Origin of the sequence: Pseudomonas serbica (assembly GCF_028823535.1) — a bacterium.
GTDB classification, from domain to species: Bacteria; Pseudomonadota; Gammaproteobacteria; order Pseudomonadales; family Pseudomonadaceae; genus Aquipseudomonas; species Aquipseudomonas serbica.
This window is the reverse complement of sequence record NZ_JAQIYM010000003.1, coordinates 349,650-370,677: the sequence shown is the minus strand read 5'-3', so window position 1 is coordinate 370,677 and position 21,028 is coordinate 349,650. Positions and strand designations below refer to the sequence as shown.

At 57.2% G+C, this 21,028-nt stretch carries 19 protein-coding genes, 1 other RNA gene and 2 pseudogenes; 6 read left to right on the top strand and 16 right to left on the bottom strand.

Annotated elements, in window-relative coordinates:
• Positions 1–6 precede the first annotated feature (6 nt).
• The 3 genes and pseudogenes from NQL71_RS06625 to NQL71_RS36725 form a co-directional block, all read right to left on the bottom strand.
• Positions 7–1,020 (bottom strand): helix-turn-helix transcriptional regulator, encoded by a 1,014-nt coding sequence (locus tag NQL71_RS06625; protein ID WP_274642417.1) that lies wholly within the window; start codon positions 1,018–1,020, stop codon positions 7–9.
• A 184-nt stretch (positions 1,021–1,204) separates the two neighbouring features.
• Positions 1,205–1,297 carry a BrxR family transcriptional regulator gene (locus tag NQL71_RS36985; RefSeq protein WP_507189789.1) on the bottom strand — a complete coding sequence of 31 codons (93 nt, stop codon included), beginning with the start codon at positions 1,295–1,297 and terminating at the stop codon, positions 1,205–1,207.
• A gap of 46 nt (positions 1,298–1,343) precedes the next feature.
• Positions 1,344–1,596, bottom strand: a pseudogene (locus tag NQL71_RS36725) (BrxR family helix-turn-helix transcriptional regulator); the annotation flags it as partial.
• A gap of 119 nt (positions 1,597–1,715) precedes the next feature.
• Here NQL71_RS36725 and NQL71_RS06615 point away from each other — a divergent pair.
• The 4 genes from NQL71_RS06615 to NQL71_RS06600 all read left to right on the top strand — a co-directional run bounded on the left by NQL71_RS06615 (position 1,716) and on the right by NQL71_RS06600 (position 5,031).
• A complete protein-coding gene (locus NQL71_RS06615) occupies positions 1,716–1,973 on the top strand; it encodes a hypothetical protein (RefSeq protein ID WP_274642416.1) in 258 nt (85 codons plus the stop codon).
• A 10-nt stretch (positions 1,974–1,983) separates the two neighbouring features.
• The gene (locus NQL71_RS06610; RefSeq protein WP_274642415.1) at positions 1,984–3,036 is read left to right on the top strand and encodes an ADP-ribosylglycohydrolase family protein; all 1,053 of its coding nucleotides are present in this window, start codon (positions 1,984–1,986) and stop codon (positions 3,034–3,036) included.
• Between the two features lie 358 nt (positions 3,037–3,394).
• Positions 3,395–4,537 (top strand): hypothetical protein, encoded by a 1,143-nt coding sequence (locus NQL71_RS06605; protein ID WP_274642414.1) that lies wholly within the window; start codon positions 3,395–3,397, stop codon positions 4,535–4,537.
• An 86-nt stretch (positions 4,538–4,623) separates the two neighbouring features.
• Positions 4,624–5,031, top strand: coding sequence for a hypothetical protein (locus tag NQL71_RS06600; protein ID WP_274642413.1), 408 nt, complete (start codon positions 4,624–4,626; stop codon positions 5,029–5,031).
• A gap of 312 nt (positions 5,032–5,343) precedes the next feature.
• On the opposite strand, the gene NQL71_RS36665 is transcribed toward NQL71_RS06600, so the two are convergent.
• Genes NQL71_RS36665 through NQL71_RS06580 form a run of 5 tightly spaced genes read right to left on the bottom strand, consistent with a single transcriptional unit; the run spans position 5,344 to position 10,519 of the window.
• Positions 5,344–5,649: a YkgJ family cysteine cluster protein gene (locus tag NQL71_RS36665; RefSeq protein ID WP_343228871.1), complete on the bottom strand. Its 306-nt coding sequence runs from the start codon at positions 5,647–5,649 to the stop codon at positions 5,344–5,346.
• Positions 5,642–7,276 carry a dynamin family protein gene (locus tag NQL71_RS06595; RefSeq protein ID WP_274642412.1) on the bottom strand — a complete coding sequence of 545 codons (1,635 nt, stop codon included), beginning with the start codon at positions 7,274–7,276 and terminating at the stop codon, positions 5,642–5,644. Before NQL71_RS06595 ends, NQL71_RS36665 begins: the two co-directional genes overlap by 8 nt.
• On the bottom strand, positions 7,273–9,036 hold the full coding sequence (locus NQL71_RS06590) for a dynamin family protein (RefSeq protein WP_274642411.1): 1,764 nt from the start codon (positions 9,034–9,036) through the stop codon (positions 7,273–7,275). The genes NQL71_RS06595 and NQL71_RS06590 overlap by 4 nt, the downstream gene beginning before the upstream one ends.
• Before the next feature lie 7 nt (positions 9,037–9,043).
• Positions 9,044–9,637, bottom strand: a complete 594-nt coding sequence (locus NQL71_RS06585; RefSeq protein WP_274642410.1) for a hypothetical protein — start codon at positions 9,635–9,637, stop codon at positions 9,044–9,046.
• Positions 9,638–9,652: 15 nt separating this feature from the next.
• Positions 9,653–10,519: a GTPase gene (locus tag NQL71_RS06580; protein WP_274642409.1), complete on the bottom strand. Its 867-nt coding sequence runs from the start codon at positions 10,517–10,519 to the stop codon at positions 9,653–9,655.
• 689 nt (positions 10,520–11,208) lie between these two features.
• On the opposite strand from NQL71_RS06580, the gene NQL71_RS06575 reads away from it, so the two are divergent.
• Positions 11,209–11,454: a GmrSD restriction endonuclease domain-containing protein gene (locus NQL71_RS06575; protein ID WP_274642408.1), complete on the top strand. Its 246-nt coding sequence runs from the start codon at positions 11,209–11,211 to the stop codon at positions 11,452–11,454.
• Between the two features lie 128 nt (positions 11,455–11,582).
• Here the strand turns inward: NQL71_RS06575 and NQL71_RS06570 are convergent, their stop codons facing one another.
• On the bottom strand, positions 11,583–12,479 hold the full coding sequence (locus tag NQL71_RS06570) for an EcsC family protein (RefSeq protein WP_274642407.1): 897 nt from the start codon (positions 12,477–12,479) through the stop codon (positions 11,583–11,585).
• A gap of 324 nt (positions 12,480–12,803) precedes the next feature.
• Between NQL71_RS06570 and NQL71_RS06565 the strand changes: the two genes are divergently transcribed.
• Positions 12,804–13,193 (top strand): hypothetical protein, encoded by a 390-nt coding sequence (locus tag NQL71_RS06565; protein ID WP_274642406.1) that lies wholly within the window; start codon positions 12,804–12,806, stop codon positions 13,191–13,193.
• A gap of 86 nt (positions 13,194–13,279) precedes the next feature.
• Here NQL71_RS06565 and NQL71_RS06560 read toward each other — a convergent pair.
• The 7 genes and pseudogenes from NQL71_RS06560 to NQL71_RS06530 all read right to left on the bottom strand — a co-directional run.
• Positions 13,280–14,018, bottom strand: a pseudogene (locus NQL71_RS06560) (integrase arm-type DNA-binding domain-containing protein); the annotation flags it as partial.
• Between the two features lie 157 nt (positions 14,019–14,175).
• Positions 14,176–14,572, bottom strand: a transfer-messenger RNA (tmRNA) gene (gene ssrA, locus NQL71_RS06555).
• 96 nt (positions 14,573–14,668) lie between these two features.
• On the bottom strand, positions 14,669–14,944 hold the full coding sequence (locus tag NQL71_RS06550) for a PA2433 domain-containing protein (protein ID WP_274642405.1): 276 nt from the start codon (positions 14,942–14,944) through the stop codon (positions 14,669–14,671).
• A 238-nt stretch (positions 14,945–15,182) separates the two neighbouring features.
• A complete protein-coding gene (locus NQL71_RS06545) occupies positions 15,183–17,996 on the bottom strand; it encodes an FAD-binding and (Fe-S)-binding domain-containing protein (RefSeq protein ID WP_274642404.1) in 2,814 nt (937 codons plus the stop codon).
• Positions 17,993–18,664 carry a LutC/YkgG family protein gene (locus NQL71_RS06540; protein ID WP_274642403.1) on the bottom strand — a complete coding sequence of 224 codons (672 nt, stop codon included), beginning with the start codon at positions 18,662–18,664 and terminating at the stop codon, positions 17,993–17,995. Before NQL71_RS06540 ends, NQL71_RS06545 begins: the two co-directional genes overlap by 4 nt.
• Positions 18,664–20,118 carry a LutB/LldF family L-lactate oxidation iron-sulfur protein gene (locus NQL71_RS06535; RefSeq protein WP_046820638.1) on the bottom strand — a complete coding sequence of 485 codons (1,455 nt, stop codon included), beginning with the start codon at positions 20,116–20,118 and terminating at the stop codon, positions 18,664–18,666. The genes NQL71_RS06540 and NQL71_RS06535 overlap by 1 nt, the downstream gene beginning before the upstream one ends.
• Positions 20,115–20,939, bottom strand: a complete 825-nt coding sequence (locus NQL71_RS06530; RefSeq protein ID WP_046820637.1) for a (Fe-S)-binding protein — start codon at positions 20,937–20,939, stop codon at positions 20,115–20,117. The genes NQL71_RS06535 and NQL71_RS06530 overlap by 4 nt, the downstream gene beginning before the upstream one ends.
• Positions 20,940–21,028 lie beyond the last annotated feature (89 nt).

Genomic DNA, 21,028 nt, shown 5'->3' with positions numbered 1-21,028 from the left:
TGTCAGTCAGATTTCGGTGTCATGCAGGGCCAGGCTTTGGCGCTGAGAGTCGATCAAGGTCTGGCGCAAAGTCACCGGCGCATCGACACGAATAGCGCCGGCTTGTGACAGCAGCCACCATTTCAGCTCCCAGCTGTCGTTGACCGTAGCGGTCAAGCGCGCGCCGTCTGGTTCCGCAATCAGCGTCATATCCTCCGATAGCGGTGTCTCGTGCAGGCGTTTGGCCAGGGCAGGGTCGACCCAAGCGTGTAATCGGATCGCTTGGCTAACGCCAAACTGCAAAGCACCACTCTGGATGTAGTCCCTCAGGTCAAAGCCTGCAGGGTGTCGGCCAGGTTTACTCAGCATTGTGACGGCTTCGAAGCGATGTACAGCGTAAAGTCGCACATCGTCGAATGTGTCGGCGCAGGCCACCAAATAGGTGATTTGTCCGCGTTGTACCAAGGCCAGTGGGTTGAGCGTCAGCTCATGGACGCGATTTTTGTTCGCCGACTGGTAGAGGCAGAGCAACTGCAAGCCCTCAAGCAGCGCTCGCTGAAGCAGGTCTAAATGCTCTGCCTTGATGTCTGGGGCAATCAGGTTCAACGACGGTTGTACGCTGGCTACCTTATCGATCCAGCGTGCCGAAGCACTTTCCTCACTCAGTGCCTTGAGCTTCTGTCGCGCTTGGCTGAAACGAGGCTCCAGGCTTTTGAGCATCAGTCCGGGTATCAAGGGGCGAATGCTGTCCTCCACCAGACGCAGGGTTAACGCCTCTCCCACCGTAATGCCAGGCAGGTCAATGGATCGACCGGGTTGCCAATACCAACCATAGGGTGTGCCTTTATCGTTGCAGTGCAGTGGAAACAGGCTCGACAGCTCATTGAGGTCTCGCTCAACCGTACGTTTTGTCGTGCGGTGGCCGGCTTCTTCCAATTGCTGGTGCAGTTCGGCGGCGGTCAGGCCGGGGGCACGATTGGGTAGCAGTTTGAGCATTTCCCATTGGCGGGAGATGGTTCTGCGGGTCGAGTGCGTGGGCAACGCTTGCTTCCTTACTCTGGCTCACGAAGAGCAGAGCATGGCGTGAAGCTCGGGTAATATCAACTGGCCATGCTCTTGGGGAGTAAAGGTCATTCTTGCTGAGTGTGCTGCGCCTTTGGTGGCGTTCTGTTGCGATTCCTCGCGACATGCCGTTTTCTCGGGTCGATCTGATAGCTTTGCAATACTACTTCACCAGCGCTCTGCGACTGGGCACCACTAGTTGGCCATCAATCATGCCGAAGTCAGTTTCGATGATTGATTTCTGCGCTGCGCTCAATCGCCCATCGGCTGTCAGATGACGGTATCTCGGTATTCCAGTCGATATCGTCGACGAACAGCGGCGTGAACGTCTTACTGAGCACGCAGCCTTTTATTTTGTGTCATGCGTAAGATTTTTAGGCGCATGTTCTGTGATGTAGGTGTTGATGTCCTGGACGCCTGCTGGCAGCTGATGCCGAAGCTTTGCATCAAGTGCTCCGTGGTCAACCGGCCCTCCCACCAGGCAACGGTCTCAATCAAGCGATAGCGAAGTGCTAGATCCCTGCGGACCTTTTCGATGGGCTGCTTGCGTTTCATACCCTCTCCATGTGCGCGAATTCTTTACCTGTATAAGTCTACATTCTAGACGTGTCGCTTATCACTACATATCGTGTGTCTGCCTTCGAAATGAATTGAAGTCACGAAAGGAAGTGGACATGAGTATGTCGGAAGCGGTTTCGAGAGGGGCATTGGTGATGATGGGGGCAATCCTGCTGGTGCTTCTGCATCGGTGGTTGAGGTTGTGTGAGCTCTGGCAGATAGCCATGGACTGCCAAAAAAATGCGCGCTGGATGCGGATTTGGGAGGCGGAGAACCGCGAGTTGCGTTCGGCGCTACGCCTTGAAAAAGCGCACATCGAGCAATTGCAAAGAAAGTTGGTGATTTTGCAAGAATTGATCCCGGCTGAGGGATAAGGGAATGGACATGAACAGACTTGAACGGATTAAAGGCTGCCTGCTGGGAGGCGCTGTTGGCGACGCGTTAGGCGCCCCAGTGGAGTTTCTCGAGTGGTCGGTAATCGAAGCCAAGTTCGGTCCACAGGGAATCATTGATTTTGTTCCGGCTTACGGTATCACCGGCGCCATCACCGATGACACTCAGATGATGCTTTTTACCGCGGAAGGCTTGATGCGGGCCTACGTGCGCGGTAGCTCACGAGGTTTTTGCCACGTCCCTGGCGCAATTCATCATTCATTACTGCGCTGGCTGATAACCCAGGGCCATGCTGCTGCGATACCGATTGATCGGGACGGATGGTTGATCGACCAACCGGCGCTCTGGTCTCGCCGCGCGCCAGGTACTACCTGTCTCGCTGCACTCAAGGTCAGTCCGCGGCTGGGCGCTGTGGCTGAGAACAACAGCAAAGGCTGTGGTGCCCTGATGCGTGCCGCACCTTGCGCCTTCTTTGCAAACGCCTTTGACTACGCTGCCCAGTCAGGGCGCCTGACTCACGGAAATCCTACAGGCTATCTGGCGGCCGGGATGTTCGCCGATATTCTCCAACGCATTGTCGATCGGCAAGACAGCCTGGAGCACGCGGTCACTCAGAGCTTGGCCAAATATGGACAAACGCCTGGTATGGAAGAAACACGGAGCCTCATCGAGCGCGTACTTTTCTTCTTTTACGAGGGCTACCGGCCCACTCCACAACGAATAGGCGAGCTCGGTGGCGGATGGGTCGCCGAAGAAACGCTGGCGATCGGATTGTGGTGCGCCCTGGCAGCGCCTTCGTTCGAAGAGGGCGTGATCATGGCGGTGAATCACAGTGGCGATAGCGACAGTACCGGGCTCATCGCCGGGCATTTGTTGGGTGTTCAGTATGGTGCTGCGGCGATTCCTGCTCGGTGGTTCGAGCAATTGGAGCTGCGTGAGGTGATTGTGCAAATTGCCGAGGATATTGAGCGCATTCCGCGTGAGTATTGTGGGTATGGTGGAGAGTTTGATCAGCAGATCGAGCTGGCCTATCCCGGTAGTTGAGAGGCGGAGGGTAATGAATCGGGACAAGTATTTAGGTGAGCAGCAGTGCCAATAAAGCCAGGCTCTCTACCTATGTATGTGACGATTGCGGTTGGAGTAATTTGATCGGCTTTTCGCATTTCTAGTCCCAGAGATTACCTAGAAGCTTGCCAAGATCAGAGGGCGATACGCTCAAGTGGTAAGGGGGCGGGCTTGTTTGGTGCCAAATAAATACGCATTCCGAAGTCACCAAAAACTGCCTCAGCGAATTTTTCCAAAGTGCATAGCCAGGTAGATTGGGATACTGGCAGTTTGCCCTGCCTGCTGGCATGCTCTCGACCATTCGTCAGCAGATGCTGCCGTGCCAAGGAGCGCAAACGTGGGTTTGGAGAAGAAAGCTAAAGCAGCACAACTAAGCGTGCTGAGCAAGTATGGTGTCCTGGCGGATTTTTCCGCGCTGGAAGACGCGGAACTTGAACGCGCGCTCAAGGGCGGCATACCAGCAGCAGTTGCACAAGATCTGACCTTTGCTACTTGGTGTGATCAACTACTTGGGCAGGGTACGCGTGTGCCGGTGGCTCGTTTCGATGGGCCGATTGCAGGACAAACCAAGCTTATTAATCTCGCTGCCGGTCATGAACTAGTCAAAAGCCTCAAGGCACGTGACAAGCAGCTTCAAACCTCGCTCAAGGCGGCCCGATTAGAAATCGTGAAGCTGCAGAGTGAGTTACAAGCGCTTCGGCAAACCAGGGCGCATGCCGTGTTGGTTGAGCCGGTATCCGATATCGCGCAGCAACTGCGCGATTGGTACAACCGCACTACCCCTCCCCTGCATCGCATCCTCTGGGAAATCAAGGAGATCGAAGGGGCTATTTTCGAACACCAGGGACAGCTAAACAGGGACTACCGTAAGCAACTGGTCGAAATCATCCTGAACGCACTGGCAGATCTGGAGCATCTCGGCTTTTTCATCGACGTAGAGTTACGGGATGCTTCGTCTCGAGAACCGATTGCTCCTTCGGTCGTGCTGCATCGCAGCCAACCATTTGATGGCGAAGAGTACGAGCGCGAGGGATTTGCGTTTGTTGTCGATGGCGTACAGCCAGATGTGCTTGAAGCCGCCAGCGAATTCCTCTGGCCTGGACGTGCATTGCCATCGGTCAACAATCAAATACGATTCGATTGCCATGTCAATGTCACTCTCAATCGACGGCTTGTCATGGGTGAGGACGAGATGTTCCATCTCTCGTGCTTCATGCATAAATTGTTCGAGGCCATGGCCCGATCCGGCGATCACCGACCACGGGGAACCTTGCGCGAAAAGGTGATTCTCTGCCTACTGCTGTCCTGTACAGCTCCATGCATGCCCGCCCGATCACAACGGCAGGATTTACCTCTACTACAGGACATCTACTACGGTGGGCATAGGCCGCTCGCTGCGCAAGACACTGACCCGAATGCCTCGGCCGGGAAAATCGTCGAATACTTGTTCCATATCCTGCATGCACAGATCTGGCGGTGATATGACACCGCCTGCCTGGTCGCCTGTTGTTGCAGAGGATCGTCCGGGGTTGATCCCGAGGTTCATGTCCGAAGGATTCGCATCGGTTGTTCGTACCGCTGGACTCTGCGCAAGCAAGAACATCCGTCCTCGATCAGGTTGAGTGGTTGTGCGCGTCGCAGACACCGCTTCAACTCTTCCTGGGTGCAGATATTGGCGCCGTCGGGTTTCGCCAGCAACTCGACGACAGCGTCGGCAAGGGAGAGCTACCTGCTAAGTGGCAAGACTGGCAGGGTTTGGCACGTATTATCGTTGTGGTGCGCTTGGATGCCTCTGTCGACCAAGGTTTGCTGTACTGCTTTTTCCCGCTTGGCGCAGTGGCTGTGGCTCCGTTCGCCGGTTACATCAATGCCAATTTCTATACGAAAATGGATCGTCGCTCGCTCAATGAAAGCATTGGTCTGAACCAGTATTTCATTCAGTTAGCAGCAAAACTTGTGCGTCCGGGGGATTGAGTTCCTCGTTGAGCAGGACTGGCTCACGTCACCTGGTGCAGTGATCGATTTGATGTGTTGGCGTGAACCTTATGCCGACATTATCAGACGGACTATCAGCGAAAGTGTTTCATCGTTCCTGGAACAATCCATCCTTCCAGTGGCAGCCGCGGGTGGTGTTCGTTGGGCGCCTACTCATATATGGGACACAGCCCCTGGAGCGATTTTCTCCAGCGCAGCAATTGTTTCGGCCACATTCACGGAGACCTTTACATCCAGCCTGACGAATCTTCAGCGCGATGATTGGCAGACTCAGGTTCGTAACAGTGTTTCTCAAGCTGCAGGCACTGCTCCGATTGTTTCGCTGCCAGCCAGCGCCTGTAATTGCTTACACCCCTCCTCATTCAGTCTGACGAACGTTTCCCACCTCATTGCTTGCTGATAGTGGAGTGCGTACTGCCGATCGATGCGGCAAATGTCTGGCCGCTGGTCATAGATGCGACACCCTTTATTCACCTCATCCAGGTGCCGGCATACACCATCGCCGCGGTCCATCGCGGCGGTTTCAGAAAGCAGGTGAACACTGCGGCAGCATTCCATGCACCGGCTGCAGGCGAATGCCTGATGGGTGTCAGGCATATTCATCCATGGCAGCCTGGCATTGAACCAGGCGCTCACGATCCTCGCTGAGGCGGCGCTGATTCTGGCTGAGGCTGCCTCGCAGGCTTTGCAGTTTTTCTTTTATCTCTGCGAAGCTGGTTTTCAGGTGTGTCTCGACCATAGCGTTCAGCGATTGTGAGAACTCCCAGGCTGTTTCTTCACCGAAAGCCTGGATGGCCTGGTCGCGACGCTCGCGCTCTTGGGCTTCTCGCTTGGCTTGCTCATTCAACCGCTGTTGCTCAGGGTCGCCCGCGAAAGTTGAATACAGCGTGCTGCCGACCTGCAAGGCAATGCCGATGACCGGGATGACCTTACCGACAATCTGTTCTGCGACCTTGCCCATCGTGGCTGGTCCGATCCCCTTGAAGAGGGTAGGCAGCCACTCTTTGCCGACCTTCATCACGCTGACCACGTGTTCGGCCTTCAGCACGCTGCCTGCCTGGCGTACACCCGATTCGAGCAGTGACATATCGATACCGGGCGATGAAGGCAGTTGATCCGTGTGACCGGCTTGCGCTTCGAGGTCCGGCGCAACTTGGCTAGTGAAGGACTGCGGCTGCACCCGAACTTCCCGGATGACCTCGTCGAGCATTTCGGATGCGTCCAGGCCCAGGCGAGTGAGGGCTTCTTCAAGCTCCGTGCATACCTGGTGATTAGCATGGCCGATGAGTTGTTCGATCTTGCCTTGAGCGCCCTCACTGCTCAGGTGCAGCGCATTGACGGTGCTCTTGCTGATAAAGGCAGCCTTGGCTTCTATCAGCGATTTCAAGCCCCGGCGGATATCGATTTCGCGACGAGCGATTTCTGCGTAGAAGGTATCCAGGCGCTTGATCGAAGCCTGGTCTTGCTTTTCATCCAATGCGTCCACAGTCGCCTGAATGAAACCGCGCATTTCAGTGGCGACGCGTGCAACGATTGCCTTCTGTTGGACCGATGCGAAGAACTCGGCCAGCGCGCTCTCGAATTTCGGGAAGCCCGAGCTGTTCAGCAAGTTCTGTTTGTTCTCCTGCTTTGCCTTGAGCGCAGAGCGGGCATTGACCTCGACGATCGGGATGTGATTCAGCACTTGCTGAGTGCCAGCTTTTAGCTGGATACGCTGTCGGAGTTCATCTTTGATACGTTCAAGGTCGATCGGGTCGAAACGATTTTTGCAGTTGAGCACCAAGAAGATCATCTTCCCTGCAAGCACCAGCTCAAGCAGTACATCGAGGGTCTTCTCTTCCTCAACGACGCCGAGTGGGTTGACCACGAAGATCACGACATCCGACTGAATCAGCTGTTCGCGAGTGATTTCTTCGTGCTCGAGTGGTGCGTCGATACCGGGCGTATCGAGCACTTCGAAATCACCCCAACGATAGCCCTGCACTCGAGCGGTCTCAGGTACATCAGCCACCGCGGCCAGTTCCTGGCCGAGCAGCGCGTTGATCAACGTGCTTTTACCCGCGTTATAAACACCATAAACCATAATGGTTGCGCCGGCCTGGGCCTTTTTGGCCCGGCTCAATTCACGAATGCTGGCGACAGCGTTCGGGTTGTAGGTTTCACACAGGGCATCTACTTCGTCATAGAGGGCCAGCAGCTGTGTCATTGGACCTGGTTTTGTCATTGCACGGTGCTCGTTTCAAGGGTATTGAGTGCCTGGCGCAGGCGCTGCATTTCGATGGTCAGAACCTGGCAGTACTCGAGCATGGAGTTTCGTAGCGGCTCATAAATACTCTTGACCTGTTCGTTCAGGTAGGTAGGTAGTGCATTCGCGTATTGCTCAATAGCGATCTGGCGTTGTTCTTCCTGATTGTCTCCGACGATCACATCGTGTTTTGCGAAGATGGCCTCGGCGTTTCGCCCGATCATGCTGGCAGAACTGCCCAGGGAGGCCCCTGCCATGGCGCCTGCGGGGCCGCCGACGAGGAAGCCGACGACGCCACCGAGCACGGCCCCTCCCGCACCCCACGCCGTTTTTGTGCTGCTTCGGGTACCGCTCATGTACTCCTTCTCGACCGTGACTTCCCGATATTCCGGAATGGCGCCAAGGCGGCTCGTGTCGAAGGCGCGTTGCAGCGCATTCTGCTGAGTTTCGCCGATGGTCTGCATCGCCTCACGGGTCAGTTGGCCGACAACCTTGCGCAACTGTTCTTGCAGCTGAGCTTGCACGTTGGCAGGACGAGGGCCATTGAACAATTGATTGACGAAACTACGCATTTGGGTCGTGCCTTTCTGGCCCAGTATCCGCAATTCTCGCTCTACTGCCTGGTCCTGATCCTGGATCCGTTGCTCGAACGACTCGGTCAGTTCGTTGATGAGGCTCAGGTCTTCGCCGGTTTCCCCCACGGCCTTGCGCAGGTTGTTCAGTGGAGTGTTCAGTTTGAGTTGTAGACCTTGGCCTTGAGACAGGGTTTTAAGTGTATGGAACAGCGTGCCCAGGCCACTTTCCTGCAAGTGCGAAGGGTGCTTTTCAGCGAAGCGGGTAGAGATGGGCAGAATGCTGATCTTCTCCACTACATCATGCTGCATCGCCACCAGGTTGCCTGTGACTTCCTTGATTTGACGTTGCTGAGTGTCTTTGGGCTTCATCAACACGTCGGTGATTACTTGCCCATCGTTGTCTTCATCTTCTTCGGTGATATCGCTGCCGGTCAGCAGAACCATCAGCGAGCGTTGGCCGCTCAACAGGGTGCTGACTTCACTCATATCGGAGCTGCGGCCCGGGGCCTGTGAGTTCATGGTGTAGAGGATCAAGTCCGCTTGATCGACATACTTGCGCGCAAGGTCACCATTCGCGGCATTGGTCGAGTGAAGTCCAGGCGAATCTACCCAAGTGAACCCCGGCAACTTGAATCCCTGGATCGAGCTGGTGGCCTCGGTGGCACCGACTCTGAACTGCTCTGTGCGGCAAGCCTCGCCCTCCGCATCGCCGCTGGCGACATTGGTACGGTCGTGGGAGAAGTAAGCGGGTTTCAGGGCGGCTTGGTCTTTCAGTTGAGCGGAGGGTTCGCTGTGCCCCCAGGCCACATAGTTACCCAGCGAGCTTTTTCCCGACTTGACCTTGCCATACACGAACACCAGCAAGGAGTCGTTGAAATTTTCGCGAAACGCTGCGCCGCTCGCGCGATTCTGTGCGCGCTTTTCCCAAACAGTGAATTGATCTGTCAGGCGCTGGGCCAGCTGAGCTGCCCCCTTTCCTAGTGGGTTGTGCTTGCTGACCGTGGTGGTCATGCGCTCTGTGTTCTGGAGCATCTGCTCCACAAAGCCCGTGCGTAACGCATCGAAGCGCTTCTGGGTATGCGCAAGGTCCTGTTTCTTACTGGAGAATTGCCCCTGCAATTGCTCAAAAACCTGTATCAACTCATCGCGAGTAAGGGTGCTCATTATTAGATTACGCCTGAGAATAAAGTTGACGTTTCAGTTGCTGCAGCCGCTCGATGCGTTGCTGCGCGGCCTGCGCTTGGGCGAGCGCGGCATGGTCGCTGGGGGACGCATCGGCAGTCGCACTCACCGTCTCAAGCAGGTTCACACCTTGTATGAATTGAATGATGTGCCCACTTTCCATCGCGTGGGACGCCTGCAGAATGGCTTTGACCGTCTTGGCATAGCTCGACGTAGAGGACGCGGTGCTGCTGATGCGTTGTTCGAGCTGATCCCCCGTCACGCCATCGAGCGTCAATCGGGTCATTTTGCTCAAGCTTTCGGATGCAGGGTTATGCTTGTCCGATGAGGATGCCAGCGCAGAGGCGGCCCCTCTGAGCTCGGCTTTGAGCTGTTCACGCCGCTCGCTCGCAAGCGATTGGACCCGGGTCTTGAGCTTCTCGTGATCGCGTTTGCGCTTGGCTTCCTGCTCTTGTTGGCGCCGCTCGCTATCGTCGTAGGTCGTCGTGCTGCTTGAGGACGAAGGGCTGTCGTCAGAAACAGCTTTGGCAATGGCGGTAACGGCAGCGACTGCCGCAATGCCGATTAACCAGGGTAGAGGCATTGCAAGTCTCCTTACTTAGAGGCTGTCGAGTTTTTTGCGAGCTTTTTGCATGTCGGACGTATGGGTTTTGAACGTCCGCCTAGCGCCGTCAATGAGCTCAATGAACGCTTTGGCTTTCACCACATACGGCTGGGTAACCTGCTCGATCAGTTTGATTTCCTGTTCTATTGCCACGTCGATACTTTCGCAGAGCTCGAGTGCCCGGCGCGCAAGCCGCTTTTGCCGGGCTTCTTCCAGCGAGTGATTGAGGCTTTTCGAAAGGGTTTGCAGATGCTGCGCCAATTGCGGAATTCCGCTTTTGATGCACAGCCCTTCTTTGTTCTTCTCAACACCACTTTTGAAGCGGGTGCTGGAGATGACGAAGCATTCGGGCTTTGTGCCGAGATGGATCAAGGCCTGACGTTCGATCGTTTGCCGCACCTCGGCAAGGTCGGCGTCCTGAAGCTTGTCCAGTTGGCTGATCACCAGCACTACGCGCTCGCCAACCTCGTCACCATATGCATTGCGCAGTTGATCTAGCAGTGCTACTTCCTCCACGTCCAACTCGCCAGGGGGGGCGTGGACGAAGAGCACAACATCGGCTTTATCGAGACCCTGGTTTGCCTGCTGGGTATCGTCTGCGTCGAAACCCAGGCCTGGGGTATCGACAAGCACGTAGTCATCAAGCTCCAGTGCTTGATTGATACGGGTGGTGCGGATGTCTCCGGTTTGGAAATGCTCATCGCTGGCATGCCCGCTCAGCATGTTGAGCAGAGAGCTTTTCCCTGCTTTCACAAGGCCCCAAGCGGCAATGCGAGGCTTGGCTGGGGCGGCATCGCTGCGCTGGCTGGCGAAAAGCTGGTACTTCGCTTCAAACGCCTCGATTCGTTCTGCTCGATCCATCGGTCTGCGTCTCCTGTCGCATTCGCATCACTGTCTAGGCAGCGCTTCTGTGCGCCGCGGAATTTTAGGGTCAGACCAATGATGTCATATAGCCACAAACTTTGCTGCATGGCCCGATCTCCCCTCAAGCGTTATCGGACGCTGGGCGGAATCCATTAGATGCAAGTTAGAGCAACGGTCCGGAGCAGGGGATGTGGAGTCTGACTTGGAAGTGGTGGCATTATGCCGCGCCCACCCTCCGAGGGATCTTGCTGTCTGCAGCGCTCATTTCGACGCTCGCAATGATTTACAAAACAGCTCATCACGTCCGTCCAGGACTTGCTCAAGGAATGATGCAATGATCAAGAAGTCAATATTGGAACCCGCGTTCGTAAAGTAAGGCCCCGCTACCCACAGTCGAGGTCGACTCGCAGTCCATCGAGAATGCTGGCTTCCGCATCCACTGCACCGTGATGCAGGTGTTGACGCGGTTGGCCGAACAAGGCGCATCGCTGCGTGCGACCCTCTAGATGTACGGTTCTGTCAGCGTCAATTTCAACGAGCGTGCTGGTCTGAATTCCTGCTGGTGCAGGCCCTAAGAAAGTGTTGCTTGCCGTGGGTGCTGGCTTCGAACGGTTGCCGAACGTGAAGTCGCGATTCAGTGACTTTCATCCCCTCATCAGCAGCCCTGCGCACTCTCGAAAGCTTGGTTGGATCACTTCGGCAATCTCGCGCTTGTCTCGCGCAGCATCAACTCGGAGTATGGCAACCTGCCCTACAACGAGAAGCGCCAGCGGTTCGTTAACAAGCGAGCGCTTGAAAAACGACCTGACTCTTTGAAAATGGACCTGATCTTCTCGAATGGCGATTGGGGCGATGCCTGGGCTGAAACTCATCAGGCGGCAATTCTGGAGGCAATGCGACGTCATTACCAAAGGAAGTTCTGCCAAGACTAGCGGGAAGGGAAGGTGAGCCTGGGGGCAGGCTGCCGTCCGACCCAAGCAGACAAAAAATAAAGGCCTGGGACCTTAGCGAATCCCAGGCCTTTATTCAGCAGCCCGCTTGTTTCAGCATTGCTGCCTCCTTACACCGCTTGAGACTCTTCCGTGTAGTGTGGGTCATAGTCGCTCGCGGGTTTTACTGTAACCTCAATTACTTCGGGGCCATACTTGTTCGCCAGGAAACGCTCCCGATAAAGGTAGAAGGCCGCGTCGCAGACTTTCATGGTGAAGTAGGCGTTGAACCCGCCACCCACAGCCGCACCCACAGCGGGAATGGCCTGTGCGAGTTTTGCTTTTGTGAGGCGAATGCCCAGCGCTTTGGCAATTTCTTGGATGATCTTCACAAACACGCTTTTCTCCAGCTCCTGCCATGTCGCTTTCTTTGCGACATCCTGAGAAATCTTGATCAGTTGAGCCATGGCGAGCGCTTTGGAGCTGTCGGTGGGGGAGGAGGCAAGACCCAGCACGTTGAAGGCGAACAGTCGCTCCTCCTGACGTGAGGTATCAAAACCGTAGTAGGCAGCGTACTCGCCGATCGCCCGCAGGTTGAGTGTGATCAGCGCAGGGATATCGACTGCAAGGCCGGCAATGCCCACTGCCCCTGCACCAGCGCCTTCCACCAGAGCGATGCCTTTGTATTTGGCGCCGAGGAAGCCAACGACCTTGTCGATTTGCTCCAGATCCAGATCGTGGATGTCTTTGTGCGCTTTAACCGTGGTGTGGCCGTCGCCACGAAATTCTTCGAAAATTGCTTCTGATCTTACGCTCCACTGCGCCGCATCGTGGCACACACTGGTCAGGCCCTCGATTGCGCCCTGGATCGCGGGGCCGACTCCGGGAGTTTTAAACAGGAGATCGCCGGCTTTGTCCAGCGGTTGGTTGATCACTTTCATCGCCTGGCCGAACCAGCCAATGTCAGGCTCCTTCCAGTTGTGAATTTCCTTGAGTGCGTGTTTCTCGTATTTGCTCAGCGCTGGCATGCAGAATCCTTGGTGGTGATCAATCATCAGTGATTTCGAAGTGCCATTATGCCGTGAGTGATGGAATTTCTGTTGCCGATGTTCGAGGTTTTGCGCTTGTGATGAGCTCCTGGCTCCATCCGTGTTGGTACAAGGCACTGCTGCTCATTGGACCTGACGTGTGGCGCCAGCCCGTGCGTGTCAACGGCTAAGCTGTGATCGAGGAATTAGCGTGCATCAGCCACCTTCTCGCGGGCCACAGCTAAAGATCTGACTGGTGGGGTCGATCCATTAGAGAGGGGTCACTGACAGGTTATATCCAGCTACCGCAATAGGGAGATAGCAATGGGTTGGCGCGACACGTTGGATACAGCTTTCCAGAAAAGCAAAGACAAGATTGTTGAAACAGTAACGGTGGATAACGCAAAAAAAGCGATTTCTGCGGTCGCTGTTGCGGCTGCAACCGCAGCCGTTGAGAAAGTGCGAGAAGAGATGGGGAAGCAGCGCGAACGACGTGAACTGTTTGAGAAAGCATCTGATGATGTTCTCAGTCGCGTAGCAAAATCAGGAGATAGAGAGTCCGATGCCAGTTCACGAATGGCAGCGAGTGTCTTGGAGCGACGACTTAGGGGTTTAGAATCGAAAACAAATGACGAACTGAGAATCATCGCGGCTTCTTACAGCCACAGTGAGGCGGAGCGGGAAAGGGCGTCGGCGATTCTTCGGCGCAGATGAGCGCTGGGCTGGGTAACGCCACGAGCATCAGTGAGAGGGTTGGTGGTCTTAAGCGTGCGTTCGACTCACCTTGCGTAGGGCGGCCCCCACTGATGATGGCAGTAGTTCAGTCTCTTTCTGGCGTTCGCGATCTCCAGCATGAGCTCGGGGGAGCCTTCGGGCGGAAGCGCGGCCATGTTTTCCTTCTTGGGCTTCTTGAAAGCCGCCCGGATGCCACTGAACGGGTTGGCGAAGATCAGCCCGGAGTTTACGCCGTAGGTCATTATCTCGTTGAGCCGCTGGCTAAGACAGTTCACCGTCTCCAGACTGCCTTTCGCTTCGATCGGACAGAGCAATTCGATCACCCATAGGCGCGGTGATTTTCGCGAGTGCCATCGTCTTCAAGTCGTGGAGCACATGCAGCGTGAGCGACCGCCAAATGCCCCCGGTGTAGGCCGGCGTCACCGAGTCTTTCTTGAGCTCGAACCCGGCAGTGATTACGTTCTCGAAGGTGCGTTCCGTTTCCGCGCGCTTGGCCTTGTTCAGCGTATCGCGTTGCCCCTTCGGCCCTATGCCCTGCGCGAGCAGCTCGCGTGTTTCGACCGCCATCTTTCGAGCGTTCGCCAGCGAGAGCTCTGGGTAAGTGCCCAGGCCCATGTTGATTCGGTTCTTGGTCACCGGTTCACGGTAATTGAAACTCCAAGCAGCGAGTCATTGCTGCGCACGCGGAGCTGCAGGCCGTCACCGTCGGTGCGGACGAAATCCTTGTCTTTGGAGTTTGACTGCCTTGAGCTGTCGATCGCAGAGGCGGAGGGCCGGAGCAGACTTGAGATATACCTCAGGCACTGTTTTGGTATTCCAAAAATTAGCACCGAATGGCCTGGAATACCCGAATGGCTGGAACTCAAAAAATCTCAGAGGACCGCAAAAGCGCTGGAGGCCGCGTATTTACTGGTTCGCAGGCACAAAAAAAGACGTCCGTGGACGTCTTTAGATGATTATTTGGTGGAGCCGGGGGGATTTGAACCCCCGTCCGCCAGTACTCCGCTGTCGGTACTACATGCGTAGCCGTGTCTATTAAGTTAACCCTCAGCGACCCGACGGGCAGGGTGCTTTGGGCGAGTTGTGTAAGTTTTAGCCGCTTCGTCCACAACGTACTGCACGGCGATTCTGTTCTATATGACAATCACTTTGGGTTTACAGACATCCCCTGGTGATTGCTGGACCCGAAGGTACCAGAAGCTCAGGGCTAAGGCTGCTTACGCAGCGAGAGCGAATTCCTGGCCGTAGTTTTCGTCATTGGCAACTATAAGTAGTTGCAACAGTGGATTTACGAGTTCTGTTACCAACTCGGCATGCACCTAAAGTTTCGCAACCGGCGTCGAATCCTAAACGGCCCCGAACTCATTGCCCGAAAACCTCGTTGAGCAACAAGCCAGTACAGTGTACGCCAATGAGGCGCGGAAGGCCAACCCGAAGGTTGGCCTTGCCTGTGTTCACTTTTTAGTAGGGCTGCGCTGCTGAATTTTCTCCAGCATCTGACCGGAGATCTCGATGCAGTCTTTCTCGTTACCGGCTGCCTTGGCCTTTTCCGCATCCTTCAGTGCGGTTTCTGCGTTATCCATGGAGCTCTCTGATACGGCAGGCGCGGTGGTGATGGCGTTTTTCAGTTTGGCAATGTTCCCGTCACAAAGATTCTCGTCAGCCGCAAACACCGGCGAGGCCAACAGTGCTGCAGATATGAACAATCCAGCAATTGCAGAGTGCTTCATGGTTATCTCCTTGCGCATGAGGGCTCGGTGCTGCCGGTGAAGGGGGCCGCTGGCCGAGGTGGTTATAAGCCCTTTCACAGGGCCTAGCTAAATGACTATAGCCGCGCGCAGGAATTCGGTTTTTTTTTGCGATTTTGCGGGGAGAAAGGAGCGACCTTGCTTGCGATGGATTTTGGGGTAACGCGTTTATCCAGACAGCACGCGTTATCGTTGACGTCCATCGCGAGCAAGCTTGCTCCTACAGGGCTGAGCGCGCTTGAGTGACGCGGTCTACCAGGTAGACCAGGCTGTGATAATCGATTCCGCCATGCTGGCTCAAGCCGATCTCACAGGTGCGGCTGGTGGAAATGCCTTCGCTGCAATACTGCACCGCATCCTTCAAGGTGCGCAGTGAATGTGCATTCAGCTCGGGGGTGGTGAAGCCCTTGTCACCGGCAAACCCGCAGCAGTGGATGCCTTCGGGGATGACCACGTTTTTGCTGCATTTGCGCGCCAGATCGATCAGCGCCTGGCTTTCGCCCAGATGCTGGGTGCTGCAGGTGACATGCACCGCGATGGGCGCTTCCTGCGGGGTGAACTGCAGTCGATCCATCAAGTGCGTGCGGATGAAACGTACCGGGTCGTACAGGTCCAGGCGCACATCGCCGAGGTCCTGGGTCAGGCGCAACGTGCAGGGGCTGGTGTCGCAATAGATCGGATCGAGCCCGCCACGGCTGGCATGGAGCAGGGCGCCGATCAACTCCTGGCGTTTGTGTTCGGCTTGCTCTGCATAACCCTTGGAAGCGAACGGCTGGCCGCAGCAGAGGTTGTCCAGGTTGTCGGGGAAGACCACCTGATAACCGGCTTTTTCCAGCAGGCCGCGGGTCTTGTCGTAGAGCGACATTTGCTCTTTGTCGCCCGCCGCCGGGCCCATGGCCCGTGAAACGCAGGCTGCCAGGTACACCACGCGCGGGCGTTCGTCGGTCACCGACGGGCTGAAGCGAATGGCTTTTTCCGGCTGCGGCATGGCGTTGGTCCATTGTGGGACCTGGCCTTTGGACAAGCGGGTCAGCGTTGCCGATAATTTTGCCAGGCGTGGCGCACCCAGCAGCATCCGCGCACCGTTGGCCACGTGCAGGGTGAAGCGCGCACCTTGCAGCGCCGTGGCGAAATTGCCTTCAAGCCAAGAGGCGGTTTTAGTATGAGTTGCGTGTAGGCCGCGAAGCTTTTTCACCAGCTCGCCGGTGTTGATTCCCACAGGGCAACGTTGCGCACAAAGACCGGTGGCAGCACAGGTATCGATGCCCTGGTACTCATAGGCCGCCTCAAGTTCGCGGGTATCGATCCCGGCGCGTTTCTTCGCCTGGATGTCTCGCCAGATCACGATGCGCTGGCGCGGGCTCAAGGTCAGGCCTTTGGAAGGGCAGACCGGTTCGCAGAAGCCGCATTCGATGCACTTATCCACAATCTCGTCGGCGGCCGGCAGCGGTTTCAGGTGCTTGAGGTGGATCTGCGGGTCTTCGCTGAGCACCACGTCCGGATTGAGAATGCCGTTGGGGTCGAGCAGGCGCTTGAGCTGCCACATCAACTGGTAGGCATCGCTGCCCCATTCCAGCTCGACGAAGGGTGCCATGTTGCGCCCGGTGCCGTGCTCGGCCTTGAGCGAACCGCCGAACTCAACCGCCACCAGTTGCGCCACGTCGTCCATGAACGCCTGGTAGCGTGCGACTTCTTGTGGGTTGTTGAAGCCTTGGGTGAAGACGAAGTGCAGATTGCCTTCCAGAGCATGTCCGAAAAGGATCGCTTCGTCGTAGTGATGTTTGTCGAACAGCTCGATCAGCCGGTTCACACCGATGGCCAGTTGTTCCACCGGGAAGGTCACGTCCTCGATGATCACCGTGGTCCCGGTTTTACGCACCGCGCCGACGGCGGGGAAGGTGTCCTTGCGGATTGCCCAGAGCCGGGCGTTTTCCAGTGGGTCTTCGGTGAAATCGACTTGCTTCTCCACCGGGAACGAGGACAGCGACGCCATGATCTGCGCCAGTTGTTCCTGCAACAACGAGGAAGATGCCGCGCGGGATTCGATCAGCAGGGCGCAGGCGTTGTTCGACAGCTGTTGTACGAAAGCGGGCATGCCAGGCTTGTTCTGTACCGAACGCAGGCTGCGTCGGTCCAGCAGCTCTACCGCTGACACCGGTTGGCTCTTCAGCACGGTGACCGCGTTGCAGCAGGTTTCCACATCCGGGAACACGATCAACGCCGAGGCCTTGTTGGGGTGATCGATCACCGTGTCGTAGGTCACTGCACTGATGAAACCGAGGGTGCCTTCGGAGCCCACCAGCAGATGGCTCAAGATATCCACAGGCTCGTCGTAATCCACCAAGGCGTTGAGCGACAAGCCGGTGGTGTTTTTCAGACGGTATTTGTGGCGAATTCTTGCAGCCAGTTCGGCATTGGCGCGGGTCTCGCGGCCCAGGGTCGCAAGACGCTCCAGCAGGTCGCCATGACTGGCCCGAAACGCCGCAACACTGGCGGCATCTTCGGTATCCAGACGACTGCCATCAGCCAGCACCAGGCGAATGCCGGCCAGGGTGTGATAGGTGTTTTGTGCGGTGCCGCAGCACATGCCGCTGGCATTGTTGGCCACGATGCCGCCGATTTTGCAGGCGTTGATCGAGGCCGGGTCCGGGCCGATCTTGCGCCCGAACGGGGCCAGCCAGGCATTGGCCTGCGCGCCGATGACCCCCGGTTGCAGGCGGATTTGTGTGCCTTGGCCACGGATTTCGCGACCGTTCCAGTTATCCCCAAGCACGATCAACACCGAATCGCTGATGGCTTGCCCGGACAGGCTGGTGCCGGCAGCGCGGAAGGTCACGGGAACCCGGTCGCGCTGCGCCAGTTGCAGCAGCGCCACCACTTCGTCTTCGGACTCGACGCGAATCACCAATTGTGGAATCAGTCGATAGAAGCTGGCATCGGTGCCGAACGCCAGGGTCGACAGCGGATCGTCGAAACGACGCTCTCGGGGAATCAGTTGCTGCGCATCGCGCAGGAAAGCGGCCGGTAGACTCATTGGTCCTCCAGGATCAACACCACCAGGTCTTTCGGACCGTGGGCGCCGTAGGCCAGGACTTGTTCGATGTCAGCGGTTTTCGACGGGCCGGACACCAGCAGGGCATTGGTTGGCATTCCCTGGGCCCACTCGAACTCCTGTTGGACCTGATAGAAGTTGTCGTGGATTGTACTGGCCTTGAGCAGGGCGAAATGCACCGGTGGCGCCAGGCTCATCAGGCGCGGTTCTTCGCGCGTCGGCCAAATAATCAGGCTGCCCGTGGCGGCGATTGCGCCCAGGGTGGTGGTCAGGCTGGCCGGGGTGTCGTTGAACAGCTCGGCTTTCCATTCTTCAATCGGACGGTCGTAGGCCTTGAGCGCCGGCAGCCCGGGATTTGTCGCCCAGTGCTGAGTGACGCGTTGCCCGTGCGGCGTAGTCGGCGCGATCAACAGGCTGGGCAGTTGGCGCTCCTGCAGCAGTGTCGCCAGCAGCGCTGGCCATTCTTCGCCGGACGTCAGATGGATTTCCGTGTGCACCGCTTCCATCAGTTTGCGCAGCTGCGGGATGCGTTGTTCCGGGGTGTAGCTATAGGGCTGTGTCACCAGAGCGACATCGAAGTTGTCAGCCACTGGCGTGGTGCCTGTCAGGCTTTTGCGCAGTTTGGCGAGGATGTTTTGCTTGGCACTCATCAACGGTCTCCCTGTTTGGCCAGATGCTCGCGAGCCATGTCGTGCAGTGAGCGGGCAGCGGGTTTGGGCGCACTGTGGTTCTGCGTCCACGGGCCGACATTCTTTGGCGCAAGGGCGCGCAGGCGAGTCGCGGCCAGGCCGAACAGGCGGTACAGCGTCGGCGAACTGTTGAGCCTGGCCCAGGCGTTCCAGATGAACCGTTCTTTGCGCGAGTACTTGCTGCCCTGGCCGCGCATCACTTGATGAGGGCTGTCGGGCGCCTTGACGTTTTCTTCCCGCAGGCGACGCAGCAATGCAGGAATCGGAATTTTGACCGGGCACACCTCGCCGCAGGCACCGCACAACGAAGAGGCGCTGGGGTGGTCCGGGACTTTCGCCAGGCCAACCATGTGCGGGGTGATGATTTTTCCGATAGGGCCGGGGTAGACCTCGCCGTAGGCATGACCGCCGATTCGAGTGTAGACCGGGCAATGGTTCATGCAGGCGCCGCAGCGGATGCAGTTCAGGGTCTGGCGCAGTTCGCTGTCGGCAAAGGCCTGGCTGCGACCGTTGTCGAGCAGCACCAGGTGCACTTCCTGAGGGCCGTCGAGCTCATGTTCCTTGCGCGGCCCGGAGATCATGTTGACGTAGGTGGTGATCGGGATGCCCAGGGCCGAGCGGGTCAGTAACGACAGCAGCGGCACCACGTCGCGCAGGTTCTCTACGACTTTTTCGATGCCGGTGACGGCGATGTGCACCGGCGGCACCGTAGTGGTCATGCGGCCGTTGCCTTCGTTTTCCACCAGCAGCAGGGTGCCGGTCTCGGCCACGGCGAAGTTGACGCCGGAGACGCCGATGTCCGCTTCGAAGAATTTCTGCCGCAGGACCCTGCGACCGATCTGAATGAGTTGGTCGACGTCCTTGGTGTATTCCACGCCAAGTTTGTCGTGGAACAAGGACGCGACCTGACCGGCGTTCTTGTGGATTGCCGGCATAATGATGTGTGAAGGCTTCTCGTGGTCGAGCTGGACGATGTACTCGCCCATGTCCGATTCCAGGCATTCAATGCCCTGTTCAGCGAGGACGTGGTTCATCTCCATTTCTTCGCTGACCATCGATTTGCCCTTGATCACTTGCCGCCCCTCGTGAGCGCGGATGATCGAGAGGACGATGCCGTTGGCTTCGTCCACCGTTTCCGCCCAGTGCACTGTCACACCGTTGCGGGTCAGGTTTTGTTCAAGTTGCTCGAGCAGCTCGGGCAACTTGGATAACGCACGGGCGCGGACGGCATTGCCCAGCGCGCGCAGGTGTTCTCTTTCGTGGGCATCGCTGAAAGCCGCGGCCCGCTTGGTCATCAGCGAATCCATCGCCTTGCGGAAGTTGCCTCGCAATTGCGCATCACCCAAGGCCTCGTGAGCCCGGGTGCGGAAGTCTTCTTCTACGGCAACCGTAGGAATAATCTCGACGGCACTCATTGGGCACCCCCGGTACGCTGCCAGAGGAAACTGGCCAGGTGTTGGCCGCGCAACGCTTCCTTCTGTTTCTCCAGCGAGCCGTTGATGTTCATCAGGCAACCGCAGTCGGCACTGAGTACCTGGTGCGCACCGGATTCCTTCAGCGAGCGGGTCTTGTCAGCCACCATCGCGCCGGAAATGTCTGGCATTCGGACGCTGAAAGTCCCACCGAAGCCACAGCATTCGCTTTCGTGACTGTGCTCGACCCGTTCCACGTTGCTCAATTGCGCCAACAGTTCGCGCCCGTGCAGGTGGGTGTTCATTTCACGGCGTGCCGAACACGATGTATGCAGCGCGACTTTCACCGGCGTGCCGCTGTCCTTGAGCTGCACTTTGCAGACAAACAACAGGAATTCGGCCAGCTCATAGGTCCTGGCAGCCAGCGCCTGTACCTGTTTCAACGTGTCCGGCTCATCCTTGAACAGGTCGGCATAGTGTTCGCGCAACATGCCCGCGCAGGAGCCCGAAGGCACCACCACCGGATAATCCCCGGCGAACAGCGCCAGTTGCGAGCGCGCGACGGTCCTGGCCTGCTCGGTGTAGCCCGAAGTGTAGGCCGGTTGCCCGCAGCAGCTTTGCCCTTGCGGGTACTCGACACGGATGCCTTCGCGCTCCAGCAAGTGGATCGCGTCCATTCCGGCTTGCGGGTAGAACAGATCCACTACGCAGGTCCCGAACAGGTACACCCGTTGCGGTTTTTCGCTGGGGTATTGCCGAGGCTCGGGCAGTGGCGGGGCGACACGGGTCGCATTCGGCACAGCGTTGTAAAAAAGCTCGCTCATCAGGCGTGTCTCCGGGTGGGCCCGGTTATCCGTCCGCTGAGGCCGCTGAATATAGACAGAGATGCTTTCAGCAGCCTTACAGACCGGGT

Excerpts from the sequence above, each read along its gene's own strand:
- NQL71_RS06590 (WP_274642411.1), bottom strand. The coding sequence starts at position 9,036 with ATGAGCACCCTTACTCGCGATGAGTTGATACAGGTTTTTGAGCAATTG.
- NQL71_RS36665 (WP_343228871.1), bottom strand. The coding sequence starts at position 5,649 with ATGCCTGACACCCATCAGGCATTCGCCTGCAGCCGGTGCATGGAATGC.
- NQL71_RS06530 (WP_046820637.1), bottom strand. The coding sequence starts at position 20,939 with ATGAGCGAGCTTTTTTACAACGCTGTGCCGAATGCGACCCGTGTCGCC.
- NQL71_RS06615 (WP_274642416.1), top strand. The coding sequence starts at position 1,716 with ATGAGTATGTCGGAAGCGGTTTCGAGAGGGGCATTGGTGATGATGGGG.
- NQL71_RS06535 (WP_046820638.1), bottom strand. The coding sequence starts at position 20,118 with ATGAGTGCCGTCGAGATTATTCCTACGGTTGCCGTAGAAGAAGACTTC.
- NQL71_RS06595 (WP_274642412.1), bottom strand. The coding sequence starts at position 7,276 with ATGACAAAACCAGGTCCAATGACACAGCTGCTGGCCCTCTATGACGAA.
- NQL71_RS06585 (WP_274642410.1), bottom strand. The coding sequence starts at position 9,637 with ATGCCTCTACCCTGGTTAATCGGCATTGCGGCAGTCGCTGCCGTTACC.
- NQL71_RS06580 (WP_274642409.1), bottom strand. The coding sequence starts at position 10,519 with ATGGATCGAGCAGAACGAATCGAGGCGTTTGAAGCGAAGTACCAGCTT.
- NQL71_RS06565 (WP_274642406.1), top strand. The coding sequence starts at position 12,804 with ATGGGTTGGCGCGACACGTTGGATACAGCTTTCCAGAAAAGCAAAGAC.
- NQL71_RS06540 (WP_274642403.1), bottom strand. The coding sequence starts at position 18,664 with ATGAGTGCCAAGCAAAACATCCTCGCCAAACTGCGCAAAAGCCTGACA.
- NQL71_RS06545 (WP_274642404.1), bottom strand. The coding sequence starts at position 17,996 with ATGAGTCTACCGGCCGCTTTCCTGCGCGATGCGCAGCAACTGATTCCC.
- NQL71_RS06550 (WP_274642405.1), bottom strand. The coding sequence starts at position 14,944 with ATGAAGCACTCTGCAATTGCTGGATTGTTCATATCTGCAGCACTGTTG.
- NQL71_RS06570 (WP_274642407.1), bottom strand. The coding sequence starts at position 12,479 with ATGCCAGCGCTGAGCAAATACGAGAAACACGCACTCAAGGAAATTCAC.
- NQL71_RS06610 (WP_274642415.1), top strand. The coding sequence starts at position 1,984 with ATGAACAGACTTGAACGGATTAAAGGCTGCCTGCTGGGAGGCGCTGTT.